Source organism: Halosolutus sp. DAT137, from assembly GCF_059736405.1.
This window is the reverse complement of record NZ_JCAQID010000008.1, coordinates 74,400-91,725: the sequence shown is the minus strand read 5'-3', so window position 1 is coordinate 91,725 and position 17,326 is coordinate 74,400. Positions and strand designations below refer to the sequence as shown.

The following is a 17,326-nucleotide window of genomic DNA, read 5'->3' as shown; positions in this document are numbered from 1 at the left end:
TCGTCATCATTGCTGACCTACGCCTCGTGATTCTCGCCGAGCAGCTTCTCGAATTCGATACAGGCCTCTCGGTCACCGACGACGACCAGCGTGTCGCCGGCTTCGATGACGGTTTCCGGCGTCGGCGGCGTCACCACCTCGTCGTCGCGCTGGACCGCGACGATCGAAACTCCCGTTCGTTCTCGGATTTGTGCCTCAGCGATACTCTGACCGTCGATTTCCGCATCCGTGGTGACTCCGTACCACTCGAGGAAGGTATCGTCCGAGAGCATCGTCTCGACGCGATCGGTCTGGACCGGCTGGAAATACGCACCTTCGAGGATCGTCCCGATCTTGCGCGCGAGCCGATCGGACGCCTCGAACAGCTTCTCGCTGTCAGCGTCCTCGTCCGGCTTCAGGTACACCTCTCGTTTCCCCGTATTGTGTGTCACGATGACGAGTCTCGTCCCGTCATCGAGTTCGACCTCGAACTTTTTTCCGACCCCAGGAAGGTCACTCTCGTAGATGGTCATACACGAAATCCGGAGCGACAGATAATAAATGGCGTGACACCGCTTGGTCCACTGATACTGCCACGTCCCGATTCGATCGCAACTCCCTGGCCGGGGCGGGAGGTCAAATCGATACTTACGCCGAGCCGAGCCCCTCGATCAGGAACGTCGCCGACGCGAGATTCGTCGCCAGCGCCACGTCGTGAACGTCACAGATGCGCAAGAGGGCGGAGATGTCGGGTTCGTGTGGCTGGGCCCGCAGCGGATCCCTGAGGAAGACGATCCCGTCGAGTTGCCCCGCCGCGATCTCGCCGCCGATCTGGAGATCGCCGCCGAGCGGGCCCGAGGACTTGCGTTCGACCTCGAGATCCGTCGCGTCGATCAATCGCTTGCCGGTCGTCCCGGTTCCGACGAGGTCGTACTCCGCCAACTGTTCCTCGTGGCGCTGGGCGAACTCGATCAGGTCCGGCTTCTTTTCGTCGTGTGCGATCAGCGCGATGCGCGTCATAGGTCTGCATTCGTTTCGGGGGAGAAAACGCTAGGCGTTCGACGGCGATCGGTCGCAGGCGGCGACGACGGTCCCCGGCCTGTGTACGCATCGTCGGATACCCCTGACGATCGAGTGAGACACCCTCGCCTGCGGTCGGTTGACCGTCGGATGCCGTGCCTGCCGCAGTCGAACGGTTTTCCCGTCTCCTTACGAGAGTGGTGATATGGCCGATTGCAGCGCACACCACGTCGGTATCACCGTCAGCGACCTCGAAGCGACCGTCGCGTTCTACCGCGACGTGCTGGAACTGGACGTCCTCGATCGGTTCACGGTCGGCGGGACGGCGTTTGCCGAGGGTGTCGGCGTCGAGGAGGCACGCGCCCAGTTCGTCCACCTCGACGCCGGCGACATCCGACTGGAACTCGTCGAGTACGCCCCCGAAGCACGGCCCTCGCCGGCGGCCGGACTCAACCAGCCGGGGGCGACCCACCTCGCGGTTTCGGTCGACGACCTCGACGCGTTCTTCGCTGACTTGCCCGCGGACGTGCCGACGATCAGCGAGCCACAGACGACCGAAAGCGGAACCTCGATCCTGTTTCTTCGAGATCCGGAGGAAAACCTGGTTGAGGTTCTCGAACGCTGACCGCTGGGAGTGTTGTCCGCAGCATCCACGGATTCCAATGATAGCCGAGCGCCGGCGGTACGTCCCGAGGAAACCCGTCCGCAGAATTATCGGTTCCCGAGCGTCGACGGAACCTGCTCGACGTCGTTTTCACACCCCGAGCACGTCTGTTTCTCCGACGCGATGAACACGACCCCACAGGTCGAGCAGTGAAAGAGATTACCCGTCGAATCGTCTGTCGCCCCCGGCGCGTCTGCCGCCGGGTCGCTCCTGCCAGTCGCATCGGTCTGGTCGCCGGCGTTAGGAGTGAGCGTCGATCGAACGCGATCGCGAAGTCGACCGAGGCGCGAGGACGATGTCCGTTGCTGTCCGTGTTGCATACCGTGGTCGTCCACAACGACCGACAAATAAGTACCGTCAAATCACGTTGGCGAACGCCTGTGAGTCTCACACAGATGGCAATCATCTCGATCGGACGGTCGATGTCCGGGAGACCGTGGATAGCAACCTTTTCGACCGTCGGGTGGCCACTCGCCAGCATGAACTTCTTCGATCGCCTGCACGATCGGATTCGGACGGTCGATAGCGTGGTGAGCGTCGGACTCGACCCGGATCCGTCGCGCATCCCCGACCACCTCCAGGAGTACGACCTGCCGCGGTGGGCGTTCAACCGCCGGATCATCGACGCGACCCACGAACACGCCGCGATCTACAAACCGAACGCGGCCTTTTACGAGGACCCCGACGGCTGGCGCGCACTCGATGAGACGATCGCCTACGCCCACGGAAAAGGGGTTCCAGTCCTGCTGGATGCAAAGCGGGCGGACATCGGAAATACGACCCGCCAGTACGCCGAGGCCCTCGAGCGAGTCGATGCGATCACGGTCAACCCGTACATGGGTCGGGACTCGCTACAGCCGTTTCTGGCGGACGAAGAGTCGGGCGTCTTCATCCTCTGTCGCACGTCGAACCCCGGCGGCGCGGACCTGCAGGATCTCGAACTCGACAGCGGTGAGGCGGTCTACGAACGCGTCGCAGCACTTGCGGACCTCTGGAACGAGAACGACAACGTCGGACTCGTCGTCGGCGCGACCCAGCCCGAGGAACTCGAGGACCTCCGCGAGCAGGTTCCCGACCTGCCCTTCCTCGTCCCCGGAATCGGTGCGCAAGGCGGTGATGCCGAGGCTGCAGTCGAGTTCGGACTGGCCAACGGCGTCGGGTTAGTCAACTCCTCTCGGGGAATCATCTTCGCGGGCGAAAACGAGGGAGAAGCGTTCGCAACGGCGAGCGGACAGGCCGCAAAGCGGCTGAAAGATCGATTGAACCGCTATCGCGAGTAGTTCGAAGCGATCGACCTCGGTGTCTCTACGGGTGTTCGGCTGGTCAGAAGCGATTGATGTCGACGTCCTCGTTCCCACCGGGACGGGCCTGTGCGGCGCAGTCCGCACACAGTCTCGCGTCGCGATCGTAGTGGACCGAACAGGCGAACGTCCCGCAGTTGCGACACCGCTCCTCGGCGGTTCGGGATTCACAGATCTGGCAGAGTCCGCTTACGCTCATGTCTCAGCGTACGGACTCGAAGGCTATGAAACCGGGGCCGGATCGGCGCTTCCGAACTCCATCGTCGCTCTCGGTAGCGCTACCGTGTCTCCCGTTGACAACGCACGAGAAGGCTTTTGCCATGTGAGCCGCTACCGAACGGTATGAGCCGTGACCGGGCTCTCCTCGAGCGAGCCCTGGACCGTGGCGAACAGGACGGAGGGAACGTCGAATTCAAGGAACGCCTTCTACGGAACGTTCACCTCGAGGGTGGACGACGGGAGAGTCTGGCCGCACAGCTTCGCCACCGACTCCTCTCCGGAGACGGCGAGGCGACGTACGTTGTTGGCGTCACTGACGACGGCGGACTCGCGGGCATCGACTCGGATTCGTTCTCCGAATCGATGGACGTCCTCTCCCTGCTCGCAGAAGAGGCCGACGCCCACATCGATGACGTCCAGACGTGGGGCGTCAAAGACGGTCTCGTCGGCGTCGCCATCATCCACGACGGCGCGGTTCTCGAGACGGACGACGAACACGTCGTCATCGGAACTGCCGGCCACGTCGATCACGGAAAGAGCACGCTCGTTGGCTCACTCGTCACCGGGAACCCGGACGACGGCGACGGTGCCACGCGCGCGTTCCTCGACGTCCAGCCCCACGAGGTCGAACGTGGCCTCTCCGCGGACCTCTCGTACGCCGTCTACGGTTTCGACGACGACGAGGGCCCCATCCGCGTCCGGAATCCCAACCGTAAGACCGATCGCGCCGAAGTCGTCGAGGAGGCCGACCGTCTCGTCTCGTTCGTCGACACCGTCGGCCACGAACCCTGGCTGCGGACGACGATCCGCGGCCTGGTCGGGCAGAAACTCGATTACGGGTTGCTCGTCGTCGCCGCCGACGACGGTCCCACGCGCACGACGCGCGAACACCTCGGTGTCCTCTTGGCGACCGAACTGCCGACGATCGTCGCGATCACGAAAACCGACGCCGTCGACGACGATCGCGTTACGGAGGTCGAACGGGAGGTCGAACGACTGCTCCGTGAGGTCGATAAGTCGCCGCTGCGGGTCGCCCGCCACGGCGTCGACGCGGCGATCGAGGAAGTCAACGAACGCGTCGTTCCGATCGTGTCGACCAGCGCCATCACGATGGACGGTCTCGACACGCTCGACGAACTGTTCGATCGACTCCCGAAAACGTCCCAGGACACCGGCGAATTCAGAATGTACGTCGATCGAAGCTACTCGGTCACCGGTGTCGGCGCGGTGGCCTCGGGCACCGTTATGGCCGGCGAGGTCGAAACGGGCGACGATCTCCTCATCGGCCCGATGCCCGATGGGCGCTTTCAGGAGGTCGAAGTACGATCGATCGAGATGCACTACCACCAGGTCGACAAAGCCCGCGCGGGCCGAATCGTCGGCATCGCCCTCAAGGGAATCAAGGAGAGTGCGATCGAGCGCGGAATGGTTCTCCTCCCGGCCGACGCCGATCCCGAGCCAGTCCGGGAGTTCGAGGCCGAAGTGATGGTCCTCAACCACCCCACCCGGATCGGGGACGGCTACGAACCCGTCGTTCACCTGGAGACGATCGGTGAGGCTGCCGCGTTCCACCCCACGGAGGGGCGACTCCTCCCCGGCGATACGGGGGAGACCACCGTCCGGTTCAAGTTCCGCCCATACCTCGTCGAGGAGGGCCAGAAGTTCGTCTTCCGCGAGGGGCGAAGCAAGGGCGTCGGAACCGTGACCGACGTTCACCCCGTCCGCTGAGAGGGATGTTTCGGCGCTCTCTGAACGCGAGGTTCTCGACGAGAACACAGACTCCAGATCCAGATCGATCGCTGTGCCCGGCGTCGGGGTCCGCGCCCGTCGTCCTTCCCATCGTCGGAGTGTCTACGCCCGTCGATAGCCGTCCTCGGTTCGATCGACCAACCCGAGCAACGCGGCCCACTCCAGTAGTCGTTCGATTCGATCGCCTTCGTCTCCGTCGGCCCGGCCCGATCGGGCGCGTCGATCACCGTCTCGATCGGTTTCTCGTAGACCGGTCGTGAGAGCACTCGCTGAGAGGGGTTCGTCCGCCTCCTCGAGTCGCGCGAGCAGTTCCTCCGCACCGTAGACGCGATCGCGAAAGGCCCGTTGTAGCTCCGCGAGGTCTGGATCGGAGCGTGTCCGTCGAAAGCCCGATTGCGACTCGACTGCGAGCCCGAGTGCTCGAAGAAACGTCAGCCACTCGGCTGCCGCGTCGCGTTCGTCGAGATCGGTCCGCTCCAGCAGTCGCGCACAGCAGTCGTCGGTCTCGTCGGGATCGCCCGGAACGGCTTCGCGAACGGTCTCCAGAAACGCGATCGAGTCGGGGGCCACAGGAACGGGCTTGAACTGCATCGCTACAGGTCGAACGAGTCGGCGAGCAGTTCCTCGTCCGTCTCGCCGTGGACGTACGTCGGGCCGCCGAGTACGTCGATCGTCACCTTCCCTGGGGCGAACAGGTCCGCGGGGACCTCCGAGAACTCCCAGTCGAGTTCGTCGAAGAGCGTTCCGAACGAGCGACCGTGATCGTCGGCAACCGTCGATGGCACGTCCGAGAAGATGTCCGCATCCTCACGAACCGTCAGGTGAGCCGTCCCGCCGTAGGCGATCGCATCGTTCGTCCGGGCGATCGCGGTCCGTTCGTCCTCGGCGACCGGTGCGAGGGGTGCCCGGCCCGTGGCCGACACAATGTCGAGGGGGTCGTAGCCGAGTTCGGAGAGTCGGAACGTGGCGAGTTCGGCTGCGCGTGCGGCGTTCGTGATCGAACCGACGAGGCTCGCCGTTCGGTAGGCCAACAAAAAGACGCTGCTGGTGTTGACCTCAGCGAGGGTGGCTACCTGTTCGGCCGCGGACTCGGGCGGCAGACTGTCGGTCTCGAGAGCGAGTGCGGTCAGGTCGAAGGCGTCCGTGTAGCCCACTTTACGAAACTCCGCCTCCTCGGCGACCAGCGCCCGTGCTGGGCCGCTTCCAAGCCCCTCGAAGTCTTCGGTCGCGAGCTCCCAGCCCGCCTTCTGGGAGCACAGCAGTGACAGCGCTGGCTGGTCGGTCGTCAGCTCGACGAACGGGATCGGTGCCCCCCCGATCTCGCCGAGTTCGTGACTCGGCGTGGCCATGCCGGCCGTCTGGATCTCGGTCAGCAACAGCCCCGCTTCGACCCCGCCGTCGAACTCCACCCCGAAATCGAGTACCGTCGCCTCGTTCGCGAGGTCGTACCCCCCGATATTCAGCTCCTCGGCGTACTCGAGGGCTTCGTCGACCAGCTCGATCGCCATCCGGTTGAGACTCTCCATACCAGCCCTTCTGTCTCCCCGCTAAAACAGTTTGTCAGTTCGACTGCCGCCGTGACCGCTCCGTCAACGTCGTATCCAGCCTCCTCGATCCCCCGGTGGTCCAGACAGCCCGTTTGCTCACTTCCCGGCGCTCGTCGGCTCTCGGCCCAGTTCCTCGGCAACAGCGTCGACCTTCTCCTGAGCGCTCGACGTGTGCCCCCGCTTGTCGTCGATCTTGAGTACGGTACTGACGCGATCGGCGTCGACGGCGTCGTGTGCGGCCTGGGCGGCCGCGAACAGTTCGTCCGTGCTCTCGGCTTCGATTACGGTGCCCATCGGGTTAGTCTCGTACTCGACGTCGTACTCGTCGAGTGCGTCGACGGCGGCTGCAACCTCGCTTGCCATGCTGTCTTCGATCACCGGTGCGACGCTCAACAGCCCAATAACTGTCATACTCGGTTTCGACGCGATCGAAGCCCCTAAATCCGTACCTTGCTCTCGTCCCGCTCGATTTCTGAGACGAGACATCCTAGTCACTCGCGGAATCGATCGACAACGAACCGTACGACGCGTCCAGTACGGTCCTCGACGGGTCGGCGGCGAGACGGAGCGATCGACGCTGGCGTGAGGCGGCGAACCGAGCGCAAACCTGCCCCTCCGGACCGTTACGGGCGGTTGTCCGAGGGCGGGTAAATGATGATATCGCCGTTTGCGTAGACGTAAACCTCGTGGTCGAGCGCCGTGAACGCGATGTGGCCGCCGGTTCGCTTTGTCCCGTCGGCTTTCGCCCCAAATATTCGCTCGAGTGCGTCCGGATCGACGCTATCGTAGAGCGAAAATTCGCCCTGCGAGACGTCGGTGTCCGCGATCGACGCGAGGGCGTGGACGATCGTCGCAGTGAGCGTTGCACTCTGGTCGCTGTCGTGATTGAACACGTAGCGGTCGTTAGCCTGGTCGTACCGGCCGTCGGTCGTTTCGGTGGCGCGTGTCGGTTCTGTTTGCATAGGAGGACTGCTATTCAATCGTTGGTTGTGCCGTAGCATCTGCGAGCATAAAAATCGATCGTCGATCAGAATCGTTCTACAACCGTCGGTGAAAGTCACTCAAAATAATGTATTTGTTGCATTCCGTTCCCCGTACTGCGAGACGCCGTCGCCCCTCTGTCGGGGGGTCTGTCGAACCGATCGGAATAAACGTGGTCTTTCCGACCGAAACTCGCTTCGCTCCGTCTCGAAGGCGGTTGTCTCGGTTCTCGAAAAATACGCTGGCTGGGATTTGAACCACGCAAAGACGTTCCGTGTCGTTCGCTTCGCTCACTTCCCGGGTTGTGACTTCTCTACTTCAACTCCAGATCCGATTTCTGTCGCTCACGAGATTGTTCGCGCCAGAAATGCGCTGGCTGGGATTTGAACCACGGTCGGACGTACTCGCTTGCTTTCGCTCGCTGCGTGCGACCTCCCTGATTCAAACCCAGGGCGACTTTACGGCTCACGGATGACGAGCACACGCTACGCGGTGCTCGTCGAAACTGCTCGCCGTAGAAGTGCGCTGGCTGGGATTTGAACCCAGGTTGTGACCATGGCAAGGTCACGTGATACCACTACACTACCAGCGCCCTGTTGCATTTACATCTAACTCGGGAGCGGTGTATAAGAGTTGCGAATCGCACCCGGTATGGGTCTCGAAGTCGTGTCACACGGTGGCGATCGAACCGTTGTAGTCCCGTGTCTGGCTTGCAGTCCCGGTCGAAGACCGCCAACGCCTGTGCGCGAGCGCGCACACGAAACCAAAAATTTCTGGTCGACATAATTCTTCGCCCAGTACCCGAGCGAGCACTGCCACCCAGTCGATCTCCCTCGAATGGACGCGAGTAGCGGAATATCACTGTCCTCCGGATGCATCACCCCCTGTGACCTATTACCTTGAGAACCTGTATCGTGCGAATTTGCCCTTGTGGGCGGTTCACAGTGGGGATCGAATCCGCTATCCTTTTACCACCCTGTCGGTAAAAGATCGCTACAGTCTAGTGACGCGGTATCGAAGCGTCACGGCATGACCACCAACGTACTCGTGCCGTCGTCGATCACGCGGGAGGCCGAGGACAAACGCGAGGCAACTCGCAAGCTCGGATACGTCGCCCGCGCGGCGACGATCTTCCGGGTCGATCGCCTCGTCGTCTACCCCGATCGGGAAGGCGAACGCGGGCGATTCGACGGCGGGTTCGTAACGACCGTACTGCGGTACGCCGCAACGCCCCCATATCTCCGCAACGAGGCCTGGGGGATGCGAGACGAACTGGAGTACGTCGGGGTCTTGCCGCCGCTCCACGCCACGTCACAGACCGGCTCCGAATCTGACGGTTCGGGGTCGTCAAGACAAGGAATCGTGACCGAGGTCGGACCTGAAGGGCGCGTCCGGGTCAATTGCGGCTTGCAACACCCGATCTCCCTCAATACGCCTCCCAGTATGGAGGTGTCGGAGGGAGAGCGCGTGACCGTCAGGATCTCTTCGCGACGACCGGTCCGGGCGAAACTCGTCGACGAGCCTCTTCCGGGGCTGTCGGTCGAGCGGACGGACCTGCGGGCAGCTCTCGGCCGTGAGGACGCCGGCGTTCGCATCGCGGCCTCCCGATTCGGTGAGGAACTCACCGTCGGGCGGCTCGGAACGCTGGCCGGGCAGATCGATCGCGACGGGATGACCGTCGCGTTCGGCGCGCCCGAGAGAGGGCTGCCGGCTATCCTCGGAATCGAGGAATCCGCCGTCGGCGTTGACCCAGCGGGTCAACGAGACAGCGACGCGCTTTCGGCGCGTCGGGATGCGGATAACGGAGTCGAACCCACCGCCGATCCGGGGTTCGACCTCTGGCTGAACACGATTCCGGATCAGGGAAGCGAGGTCGTGCGAACGGAGGAGGCTCTGTTCGCGACGCTCGCATCCCTCTCACTGAGAGAGTGATAGAATGCCACAAGCAAATTCACCACGCAAAGGCTCACTCGGGTTCGGCCCACGGCAGCGTGCGACCAGCGAGGTCCCGCGCTTTAACTCGTGGCCGGACGACGACGGACAGCCGACGCTTCAGGGTTTCGCGGGCTACAAAGCCGGCATGACCCACGTCGTCATGGTCGACGATAAAGCGAACTCGCCGACCGAAGGGATGGAAGAGACCGTCCCCGTGACGATCGTGGAGACGCCAGCGATGCGCGCGGTTGCGCTGCGAGCGTACGAACAGACGCCGTATGGAATGAAACCAGTCACCGAGGTCTGGACCGACGAACTCCTTTCGGAGCTCGATCGCGTCCTCGACGTTCCCGGTGACGACTACGACAGCGACGCTGCCGCGGAGGAACTCCGCGGGCTCCTCTCCGAGGGGCGCGTCGACGACGTGCGCGTCATCACGCACACGGTTCCCGGATCCGTGCCGTCGGTTCCGAAGAAGAAACCGGACGTGATGGAGACGCGCGTCGGCGGCGGCTCCGTCGAGGACCGCGTCGACTTCGCCCTCGAACTGGTCGAGGACGGTGGCGAGCACGTCATGAACGACGTGTTCCGCGCCGGCGAGTACGTCGACGCAAGCGGCGTCACGAAAGGCAAAGGCACCCAGGGACCCGTCAAGCGATGGGGCGTCCAGAAACGAAAGGGCAAACACGCCCGGCAGGGATGGCGACGCCGCATCGGGAACCTCGGCCCCTGGAACCCGTCTCGCGTCCGGTCGACGGTCCCACAGCAGGGACAGACCGGCTACCACCAGCGGACGGAACTGAACAAGCGCCTCGTCGACATCGGCGACGGGGCTGACGCGACGGTCGACGGCGGCTTCGTCAACTACGGCGAAGTCGACGGCCCGCACGCGTTGATCAAGGGATCGCTCCCCGGGCCGAACAAGCGCCTCGTGCGCTTCCGCCCGGCGATCCGACCCGGAGACCAGCCGCGCCTCGATCCCGAGGTGCGCTACGTCTCCACCGCATCCAACCAGGGATAACACATGGACGCAACAGTACGAGACCTGGACGGCTCGGACGCGGGGCAGGTCAAACTGCCGGCAGTGTTCGAGACCCAGTACCGCCCGGACCTGATCGCTCAGGCCGTTCGCGCCGCCCAGGCAAACCGGAAACAGGACTACGGTGCCGACGAGTTCGCCGGCATGCGAACGCCCGCCGAATCGTTCGGTAGCGGCCGCGGGATGGCCCACGTTCCCCGCCAGGACGGACGCGCACGACGCGTTCCCCAGGCCGTCAAGGGACGCAAGGCCCACCCGCCGAAAGCCGAGAAGGACTGGTCTGAATCGATCAACACGAAAACGAAGAAACTGGCCGTCCGCAGCGCGATCGCTGCGACGACCGACGCCGAACTCGTCGCCGAGCGCGGCCACGAGTTCGACGAGGACGCCGAGATTCCAGTCGTCGTCAGCGACGAGTTCGAGGACCTCCAGAAAACGAAAGAGGTCGTCTCGTTCCTCGAGGCCGCCGGCCTCGCGGACGACATCGAACGCGCAGACGAGGGCCGAAGCGTCCGATCGGGTCGCGGGAAGACCCGCGGACGGAAGTACAAGACGCCGACGTCGATCCTCTTCGTGACCTCGAGCGAAACCGGCCCGTCACGTGCGGCCCGGAACCTCGCCGGTGCGGACGTCGCGACGGCCGCGGAAGTCAACGCCGAGGACCTCGCGCCGGGCGCACAGCCCGGTCGACTGACCGTCTGGACCGAGAGCGCACTCGAGGAGGTGGCCGACCGATGAGCACGCTGATCGATCACCCACTGGTCACGGAGAAGGCGATGAACGACATGGACTTCGAGAACAAGCTCCAGTTCGTCGTCAACCCGGACGCCACCAAGCCCGAGATTCGGGCCGAAGTCGAGGAGCGCTTCGACGTCGGGGTCGACGACGTCAACACGCAACTGACCATGAAGGGCACAAAGAAAGCAACCGTCAAACTCTCCGCCGAGGACGACGCCCAGGAAGTCGCCTCGCGAATCGGGGTGTTCTGAGATGGGACGACGCATTCTCGGACAACGACGAGGACGCGGCACGCCGACGTTCCGCGCCCCGTCGCACCGATACAAGGCGAAACTCGACCACAAGAAGGAAGAAGACGCAGACGTCGTCCGCGGAACGATCGTGGACATCGAGCACGACCCGGCTCGATCGGCCCCCGTTGCGGCCGTCGAGTTCGAAGACGGCGACCAGCGACTCATCCTCGCTCCCGAAGGCGTTTCCGTCGGGGAGGAGATTCAGGTCGGCGTCAGTGCGGAGATCAAGCCCGGAAACACGCTTCCGCTCGCGGAGATCCCGGAAGGAGTTCCGGTCTGTAACGTCGAAGCCAACCAGGGCGACGGCGGTCGGTTCGCTCGCGCATCCGGCGTCAACGCGGACCTGATCACCCACGACCGTAACGCGGCGGTCGTCCAGCTTCCAAGCGGCGAGGTCAAGCGCCTCGATCCGCAGTGTCGTGCCACGATCGGCGTCGTCGCCGGCGGTGGCCGAACGGAGAAGCCGATGGTCAAAGCTGGGAACAAGTATCACAAGATGAAAGCCCGGGGCTCGAAGTGGCCTCGCGTCCGCGGTGTTGCGATGAACGCCGTCGACCACCCGTTCGGTGGCGGCGGCCGCCAGCACCCCGGCAAACCCAAGTCCGTCTCGCGGGATGCCCCGCCGGGACGGAAGGTGGGTGACATCTCCTCGCGCCGTACCGGTCGAGGTGGAAACAAATGAGCCAGGAGTACAGAACCGGCCGCGAAGGTGAGTTCACCTACCGCGGCCACACGCTCGACGAGTTGCAGGATCTGGAACTCGAAGAGGTTGCGGAACTGCTGCCCGCTCGCAAGCGGCGAAGTATCGAACGCGGCCTGTCGGTCGAGAAGCAAAAGCTCCTCGAGAAGGCCCGCGGGAAAGACGAGGAAGAGACGGCGAACAACCCCGTTCGCACGCACCTCCGAGATATGCCGATCCTGCCGGAGTTCGTCGGACTAACCTTCGAGGTCTACAACGGACAGGCCTTCGAGCGCGTCCGCGTCGACCCGGAGATGATCGGTCATTATCTCGGTGAGTTCCAGCTCACCCGTAACTCGGTCGAACACGGACAGGCTGGTATCGGTGCAACCCGATCGTCGAAATTCGTCCCACTGAAGTGATCATCGTATGGGAATCAACTACTCAGTCGACGCGGATCCGGACGCGACCGCGAAAGCGATGCTCCGGGAGCGTCACATGAGCCACAAGCACAGCAAGGAGGTCGCACGCGAACTCAAGGGCCGGACCGTCGCGGACGCCCAGGCCTACCTCCAGGACGTTATCGACGAGAAGCAGTCGGTGCCGTTCCGATCGCACAACACCGGTGCCGGCCACCGATCGGATATCGACGGCTGGGACGCCGGCAAGTACCCGGAGAAAGTCTCCGAGGAATTCCTCGACCTGCTCGAGAACGTCGAGGCGAACGCGGATCATCAGGGCTTTGACGGCTCCTCGATGGAAATCGCCCACGTCGCCGCCCACAAGGTCGGTGAGTCGGTCGGTCGCAAGCCCCGCGCGATGGGGCGTGCATCGGCCTGGAACACGCCGCAGGTCGATGTCGAGATCGTCGTCAGCGAGGAGAACGGCTCCTCGGACGAAAACGAGGAGGATGACAACTAATGGCTGACGAACACCAGTTCATCGAAAACGGCCTGCAGCGGTCCCAGATCGACGAGTTCTTCCAGGAAGAACTCGGCCGCGCAGGGTACGGTGGTATGGACGTCGCCAAGACGCCGATGGGAACGCAAATCGTCCTCAAGGCCGAAAAGCCCGGGATGGTCATCGGCAAAGGCGGCGAGAACATCCGGAAGGTCACGACGGCCCTCGAAGAGAAGTTCAACCTCGAGGACCCCCAGATCGACGTTCAGGAGGTCGAAGAACCCGACCTGAATGCACGGATCGTCGCAGATCGACTGGCCAACGCACTCGAGCGTGGCTGGTACTTCCGGAAAGCCGGTCACACCACGATCGATCGGATCATGGAAGCCGGCGCACTCGGTGCCGAGATCGTCCTCTCCGGGAAGGTCACGGGCGCACGATCGCGCGTCGAGAAGTTCAACCGCGGCTACATCAAGCACAACGGTGAACCCGCCGAAGAGGTCGTCGACCACGGCCAGGGTGTCGCGGTCATGAAACTCGGCACGATCGGTGTCGACGTGAAGATCATCCCGCCGGGTGCCGAACTGCCCGACGACTTCCAGATCCACGACGACGTGGACCCCGAAGAACTCGTTCCGGAGGCCGTCGAGGCCAACGAGGCCGAGGGCGTCGAAGAACTGCTCGAGGGAGAACCGGAGACTGCCGAGGCGGCCGACGCCGGCGCTGAAGCCGCGGCTGAGGACGCCGTCGAAACCGATGCGGAGGCCGACCTCGACGAAGACGTCGTCGAGGAGGTCATCGAAGAAGAGACGGCCGACGACCTCGACGAGGACGTCGAAGTCCCCGACGACTCGCCGATCGAGGACGATCTGGACGAACTCGAGGAAGACGTCGAAGCGGAAGCCGAGCAGCTCGTCGCCGAAATGGACGACGACGCCGAGGCCGACGCGGAAGAGGCAGACGAGGGGGGTGACGCCTGATGGCGATCCTCCACGTCGAAGAGATTCGCGACATGACGGCCGCTGAGCGCGAAGAGGAACTCGAAGAACTCGAGACGGAACTGTTGAACCAGAAGTCCGTTCTCGCAGCCGGTGGCGCCCCGGAGAATCCGGGCCGAATCGGTGAACTGAGTCGCACGATCGCTCGAATCAAGACGATTCAGAGCGAGGAAGGCGACTTCGACGACGAATAACACACGATGCCACTGACACCCGAGACGCTGCCACGTCACGAACTCAACGGCCTTCCCGTACGGGTCGTCGACAGCGACGACCCCTCGCGGGTCGGCTTAGCGGGGCGTGTCGTCATCGAGACGACGAATACCCTGTCGGTAGAAGTTCGTGACGACGGCGACTCTCGGGTCGTCATGGTTCCCAAATCGGGCTCGACGTTCGAGTTCGCGATCACAGATGACGCCGCCGACTCCGAGAAGGGGTTGGGGACTGCGCCCAAACTGGCCGAAACTCAACCTGAGACTGCCGAGCAGTTGGCAGATACAGACAGCGCTGGCGAGGGTGTAGCCTACGTTACGGTCGATGGTTCGCGACTGCTCTCACGACCCGCCCGACGCACGGAAACGAATGGTGATTCACCATGGCAATAGGATTAGACGTTGAAACCCCTCCGGAACCAGAAAACCCGGAGGAATACGACTACGAGAAGTGTCCGTTCTACGGCGAACTTCCCGTTCGAGGGCAGATCCTCGAAGGGCAGGTCGTCTCGACGGACATGGCAAAGACCGTAGTCGTCGAACGAGAGTACGATGTAGCGGTCCCGAAGTACGATCGCTACATGAAGCGACGCTCGCGCATCCCGGCACACGTGCCGGGCGTGCTCGAGCCGCTCTCGGTCGGTGACACGGTCAAGATCGCAGAGACCCGACCACTGTCGAAGACGAAATCGCACGTGGTCGTCGAAGTAACCCAGGAAGCGACCGCCGAGGACGTCGCCGAACTCACGAGCCAGGCCGAGCCTGAGCCGGAGCTGTCGGCCGAAGACCTCGCGGCAGCCGCAGACGAGGGTGATGAGTGATGGAGGCGATGAAAGCCGACGTCACGCAGGGCCTGAAGAAAGGCTCCCTGATCACGTGTGCCGACAACACCGGCGCGCGTGAACTGAAGGTCATCAGCGTCGCGGGCTACCAGGGCACCAAGAACCGCCAGCCGAAGGCGGGACTCGGTGACAAGGTGACCGTCTCGGTCACCAAGGGTACCCCGGAGATGCGCCGGCAGGTCCTCGAGGCCGTTATCGTCCGCCAGCGGAAATCGATCCGCCGACCGGACGGCACGCGCCTCAAGTTCGAGGACAACGCCGCCGTCATCATCGACGAGAACGAAGAGCCCCGCGGCACCGAAATCAAGGGCCCGATCGCCCGCGAGGTCGCAGAGCGCTTCGGAGCAATCGCGTCCACCGCGACGATGATCGTATAATGACTACGCAACCACACAAACAGCGAACCCAGACGGAGCGTGCACCCCTCCACGAGCGAGGGAAGCAACTCCACGCGACGCTGTCCGACGAGCTCCGCGAGGAGTACGACACGCGACGGACCCGCGTCAACGCGGGCGACACCGTCGAAGTCATGCGCGGCGACCACGCCGGCGAGGAAGGCGAGGTTCTCCGCGCGATTCTCGAAGACGGCACGATTCACGTCGAAGACGTGACCGTCGAGACGGCCGACGGCGAAGAGGTGCCACGGCCGCTCGCCCCGTCGAACGTCCGTATCACGGACCTCGACCTCGAAGACGAGCGTCGTGAGGCACGCCTCGAAGGTGATACCGAATGACGAAACACCAGAAACGACTGTCAGTACCGAAGTCCTGGCCGGTCGAGCGCAAGACGAACGTCTTCACCGTCAAAGCCGGTGCCGGCCCGCACGGCGAAGACGGCGTCCCGCTCGTCGTCTTGCTCCGGGACGTTCTCGGCTACGTCGACTCGAAAAAGGAAGCACGATACGCGCTGAGCGAGGATTCGATCCTCGTCAACGGCGACCCGATCAACGACGAACAGCGGCCGATCGGAATGTTCGACATCGTCGCGTTCCCCGGTCGCGAGGAGTACTACCGCGTCTTCCCCGACGAAGGCGGCCGCCTCGCACTGACCGAAATCGACGCCGACGCGGCGGAAAGCCGCCTCGGCAAGATCGAGGGCAAACAGCAGGTCCCCGGTGGCGACACCCAGCTGACGCTGCACGACGGAACCAACATCACCGTCACCGACGAGTACAGCACGAACGACTCGATCGTCGTCGACAACGAGGACAAGTCGATCGTCGCACACTTCCCATACGAAGAAGGTGCACTCGTAACGGCCGTCAGCGGCAACCACGGCGGCAAGGTCGGCGAGATCGAGACGATCGAGGTCACGCCCGGCAGCGGCTCGAACACCGTCAGCGTCTCCACCAGCGTTGCGTCGGAGACGCAACGAGCAGACGGCGAAGCCGTCGACGAGGACGGCGGGTTCGAGACCGTCGAAGAGTACGTCGTCGTGATCGACGAGAACTTCACTGGCGACGACTCGTCGTCGGACAACGCGAACGGTGAAACCGTGAGCGGAGGTGACGACGAATGAGCGAAGCTGACTCTGCGGAGTTCCACGAGATGCGCGAACCGCGTGTCGAGAAAGTCGTCGTCCACATGGGCGTCGGCCGCGGTGGCCGCGAACTCGGCAAAGCCGAGGACATCATCGAGGAGGTCACGGGCCAACAGAGCGTCCGCACCCAGGCGAAAAAGACCGAACCCGACTTCGGCATTCGCCAGGGCGACCCGATCGGCACGAAGGTCACCCTCCGGAGCGACGACGCGATCGCCTTCCTCGAAAAGTCCCTGCCGCTCGCGGATCTCTCCGCGACGCAGTTCGACGACACGGGGAACTTCAGTTTCGGTGTCGAAGAACACACCGAGTTCCCCAGCCAGGAGTACGACCCGAACGTCGGAATCTACGGCCTGGACGTCACCGTCAACCTGGTGCGTCCCGGCTATCGTATCGCCAAACGCGACAAGGCGAGCCGATCGATTCCGTCGAATCACCGACTGACGCCCGAGGACGCGATCGCGTTCATCGAGGCGAACTTCGACGCCACCGTGGAGGAAGCCACAGATGAGTGAAAGCGAAACAGAAGCCGATCGCACGGGCGAACACGCCGCAAAGCGCACCGGCCAGATCGAGGACTGCCAGCGCTGTGGCCGCAAACAGGGACTCGTCGGAAAGTACGACATCAACCTGTGCCGACAGTGCTTCCGCGAAATCGCCCGCGACATGGGATTCAAGAAGTATCGATAAT

Annotated in this window: 27 protein-coding genes and 1 tRNA gene; 19 read left to right on the top strand and 9 right to left on the bottom strand. The window is 63.5% G+C overall.

All coding sequences use genetic code 11. The features are described from left to right. Positions 1 to 17: 17 nt before the first annotated feature. Both AC6I6L_RS13630 and AC6I6L_RS13625 read right to left on the bottom strand, forming a co-directional pair. Positions 18 to 512, bottom strand: a complete 495-nt coding sequence (locus tag AC6I6L_RS13630) for a cation:proton antiporter regulatory subunit (protein ID WP_497918313.1) — start codon at positions 510 to 512, stop codon at positions 18 to 20. Positions 513 to 627: 115 nt separating this feature from the next. Further along, positions 628 to 999, bottom strand: a complete 372-nt coding sequence (locus AC6I6L_RS13625) for a methylglyoxal synthase (RefSeq protein ID WP_497918312.1) — start codon at positions 997 to 999, stop codon at positions 628 to 630. A gap of 205 nt (positions 1,000 to 1,204) precedes the next feature. On the opposite strand from AC6I6L_RS13625, the gene AC6I6L_RS13620 reads away from it, so the two are divergent. Next, positions 1,205 to 1,624, top strand: coding sequence for a VOC family protein (locus AC6I6L_RS13620; protein WP_497918311.1), 420 nt, complete (start codon positions 1,205 to 1,207; stop codon positions 1,622 to 1,624). An 86-nt stretch (positions 1,625 to 1,710) separates the two neighbouring features. On the opposite strand, the gene AC6I6L_RS13615 is transcribed toward AC6I6L_RS13620, so the two are convergent. Further along, complete coding sequence (locus tag AC6I6L_RS13615; protein ID WP_497918310.1) at positions 1,711 to 1,983, bottom strand: hypothetical protein; 273 nt, start codon at positions 1,981 to 1,983, stop codon at positions 1,711 to 1,713. Positions 1,984 to 2,142: 159 nt separating this feature from the next. Between AC6I6L_RS13615 and pyrF the strand changes: the two genes are divergently transcribed. Then, entirely contained in the window at positions 2,143 to 2,943 is an 801-nt protein-coding gene (gene pyrF / locus AC6I6L_RS13610) for an orotidine-5'-phosphate decarboxylase (RefSeq protein ID WP_497918309.1), read from the top strand. Between the two features lie 43 nt (positions 2,944 to 2,986). On the opposite strand, the gene AC6I6L_RS13605 is transcribed toward pyrF, so the two are convergent. After that, a complete protein-coding gene (locus AC6I6L_RS13605; RefSeq protein ID WP_497918308.1) occupies positions 2,987 to 3,163 on the bottom strand; it encodes a hypothetical protein in 177 nt (58 codons plus the stop codon). Between the two features lie 143 nt (positions 3,164 to 3,306). On the opposite strand from AC6I6L_RS13605, the gene AC6I6L_RS13600 reads away from it, so the two are divergent. Further along, positions 3,307 to 4,911, top strand: coding sequence for a GTPBP1 family GTP-binding protein (locus AC6I6L_RS13600; RefSeq protein ID WP_497918307.1), 1,605 nt, complete (start codon positions 3,307 to 3,309; stop codon positions 4,909 to 4,911). 123 nt (positions 4,912 to 5,034) lie between these two features. On the opposite strand, the gene AC6I6L_RS13595 is transcribed toward AC6I6L_RS13600, so the two are convergent. The 5 genes from AC6I6L_RS13595 to AC6I6L_RS13575 form a co-directional block, all read right to left on the bottom strand. Then, the gene (locus AC6I6L_RS13595; RefSeq protein WP_497918306.1) at positions 5,035 to 5,523 is read right to left on the bottom strand and encodes a double winged helix-containing putative transcriptional regulator; all 489 of its coding nucleotides are present in this window, start codon (positions 5,521 to 5,523) and stop codon (positions 5,035 to 5,037) included. Between the two features lie 2 nt (positions 5,524 to 5,525). Then, a complete protein-coding gene (mch, locus tag AC6I6L_RS13590; RefSeq protein WP_497918305.1) occupies positions 5,526 to 6,458 on the bottom strand; it encodes a methenyltetrahydromethanopterin cyclohydrolase in 933 nt (310 codons plus the stop codon). Between the two features lie 117 nt (positions 6,459 to 6,575). Beyond that, the gene (locus tag AC6I6L_RS13585; protein ID WP_497918304.1) at positions 6,576 to 6,890 is read right to left on the bottom strand and encodes an MTH1187 family thiamine-binding protein; all 315 of its coding nucleotides are present in this window, start codon (positions 6,888 to 6,890) and stop codon (positions 6,576 to 6,578) included. A 212-nt stretch (positions 6,891 to 7,102) separates the two neighbouring features. After that, the gene (locus tag AC6I6L_RS13580; RefSeq protein WP_497918303.1) at positions 7,103 to 7,441 is read right to left on the bottom strand and encodes a HalOD1 output domain-containing protein; all 339 of its coding nucleotides are present in this window, start codon (positions 7,439 to 7,441) and stop codon (positions 7,103 to 7,105) included. A 540-nt stretch (positions 7,442 to 7,981) separates the two neighbouring features. Next, positions 7,982 to 8,052 (bottom strand) — tRNA-Gly (locus tag AC6I6L_RS13575). 437 nt (positions 8,053 to 8,489) lie between these two features. Between AC6I6L_RS13575 and AC6I6L_RS13570 the strand changes: the two genes are divergently transcribed. Genes AC6I6L_RS13570 through AC6I6L_RS13495 form a run of 16 tightly spaced genes read left to right on the top strand, consistent with a single transcriptional unit; the run spans position 8,490 to position 17,325 of the window. Then, positions 8,490 to 9,392, top strand: a complete 903-nt coding sequence (locus tag AC6I6L_RS13570) for a putative RNA uridine N3 methyltransferase (protein WP_497918302.1) — start codon at positions 8,490 to 8,492, stop codon at positions 9,390 to 9,392. 4 nt (positions 9,393 to 9,396) lie between these two features. Then, positions 9,397 to 10,416: a 50S ribosomal protein L3 gene (locus tag AC6I6L_RS13565; RefSeq protein ID WP_497918301.1), complete on the top strand. Its 1,020-nt coding sequence runs from the start codon at positions 9,397 to 9,399 to the stop codon at positions 10,414 to 10,416. A gap of 3 nt (positions 10,417 to 10,419) precedes the next feature. Next, on the top strand, positions 10,420 to 11,172 hold the full coding sequence (gene rpl4p, locus AC6I6L_RS13560) for a 50S ribosomal protein L4 (protein ID WP_497918300.1): 753 nt from the start codon (positions 10,420 to 10,422) through the stop codon (positions 11,170 to 11,172). Continuing rightward, positions 11,169 to 11,423 carry a 50S ribosomal protein L23 gene (locus AC6I6L_RS13555; protein WP_497918299.1) on the top strand — a complete coding sequence of 85 codons (255 nt, stop codon included), beginning with the start codon at positions 11,169 to 11,171 and terminating at the stop codon, positions 11,421 to 11,423. Before rpl4p ends, AC6I6L_RS13555 begins: the two co-directional genes overlap by 4 nt. A gap of 1 nt (position 11,424) precedes the next feature. After that, entirely contained in the window at positions 11,425 to 12,147 is a 723-nt protein-coding gene (locus AC6I6L_RS13550) for a 50S ribosomal protein L2 (RefSeq protein ID WP_497918298.1), read from the top strand. Continuing rightward, the gene (locus AC6I6L_RS13545; protein WP_497918297.1) at positions 12,144 to 12,566 is read left to right on the top strand and encodes a 30S ribosomal protein S19; all 423 of its coding nucleotides are present in this window, start codon (positions 12,144 to 12,146) and stop codon (positions 12,564 to 12,566) included. Before AC6I6L_RS13550 ends, AC6I6L_RS13545 begins: the two co-directional genes overlap by 4 nt. A gap of 7 nt (positions 12,567 to 12,573) precedes the next feature. Then, the gene (locus tag AC6I6L_RS13540; protein WP_497918296.1) at positions 12,574 to 13,065 is read left to right on the top strand and encodes a 50S ribosomal protein L22; all 492 of its coding nucleotides are present in this window, start codon (positions 12,574 to 12,576) and stop codon (positions 13,063 to 13,065) included. Beyond that, the gene (locus AC6I6L_RS13535; RefSeq protein WP_497918295.1) at positions 13,065 to 14,024 is read left to right on the top strand and encodes a 30S ribosomal protein S3; all 960 of its coding nucleotides are present in this window, start codon (positions 13,065 to 13,067) and stop codon (positions 14,022 to 14,024) included. The genes AC6I6L_RS13540 and AC6I6L_RS13535 overlap by 1 nt, the downstream gene beginning before the upstream one ends. Next, positions 14,024 to 14,236, top strand: a complete 213-nt coding sequence (gene rpmC / locus AC6I6L_RS13530) for a 50S ribosomal protein L29 (protein ID WP_497918294.1) — start codon at positions 14,024 to 14,026, stop codon at positions 14,234 to 14,236. Before AC6I6L_RS13535 ends, rpmC begins: the two co-directional genes overlap by 1 nt. A 6-nt stretch (positions 14,237 to 14,242) precedes the next feature. After that, positions 14,243 to 14,647 carry a ribonuclease P protein component 1 gene (locus tag AC6I6L_RS13525; protein WP_497918293.1) on the top strand — a complete coding sequence of 135 codons (405 nt, stop codon included), beginning with the start codon at positions 14,243 to 14,245 and terminating at the stop codon, positions 14,645 to 14,647. After that, the gene (locus AC6I6L_RS13520; RefSeq protein ID WP_497918292.1) at positions 14,638 to 15,075 is read left to right on the top strand and encodes a 30S ribosomal protein S17; all 438 of its coding nucleotides are present in this window, start codon (positions 14,638 to 14,640) and stop codon (positions 15,073 to 15,075) included. Before AC6I6L_RS13525 ends, AC6I6L_RS13520 begins: the two co-directional genes overlap by 10 nt. Next, complete coding sequence (locus AC6I6L_RS13515) at positions 15,075 to 15,473, top strand: 50S ribosomal protein L14 (protein WP_497918291.1); 399 nt, start codon at positions 15,075 to 15,077, stop codon at positions 15,471 to 15,473. The genes AC6I6L_RS13520 and AC6I6L_RS13515 overlap by 1 nt, the downstream gene beginning before the upstream one ends. Beyond that, complete coding sequence (rplX, locus tag AC6I6L_RS13510; RefSeq protein WP_497918290.1) at positions 15,473 to 15,829, top strand: 50S ribosomal protein L24; 357 nt, start codon at positions 15,473 to 15,475, stop codon at positions 15,827 to 15,829. Before AC6I6L_RS13515 ends, rplX begins: the two co-directional genes overlap by 1 nt. After that, the gene (locus AC6I6L_RS13505; RefSeq protein WP_497918289.1) at positions 15,826 to 16,614 is read left to right on the top strand and encodes a 30S ribosomal protein S4e; all 789 of its coding nucleotides are present in this window, start codon (positions 15,826 to 15,828) and stop codon (positions 16,612 to 16,614) included. Before rplX ends, AC6I6L_RS13505 begins: the two co-directional genes overlap by 4 nt. Then, entirely contained in the window at positions 16,611 to 17,150 is a 540-nt protein-coding gene (locus AC6I6L_RS13500; protein ID WP_497918288.1) for a 50S ribosomal protein L5, read from the top strand. Before AC6I6L_RS13505 ends, AC6I6L_RS13500 begins: the two co-directional genes overlap by 4 nt. Further along, positions 17,143 to 17,325 (top strand): 30S ribosomal protein S14, encoded by a 183-nt coding sequence (locus tag AC6I6L_RS13495; protein ID WP_497918287.1) that lies wholly within the window; start codon positions 17,143 to 17,145, stop codon positions 17,323 to 17,325. Before AC6I6L_RS13500 ends, AC6I6L_RS13495 begins: the two co-directional genes overlap by 8 nt. Position 17,326 lies beyond the last annotated feature (1 nt).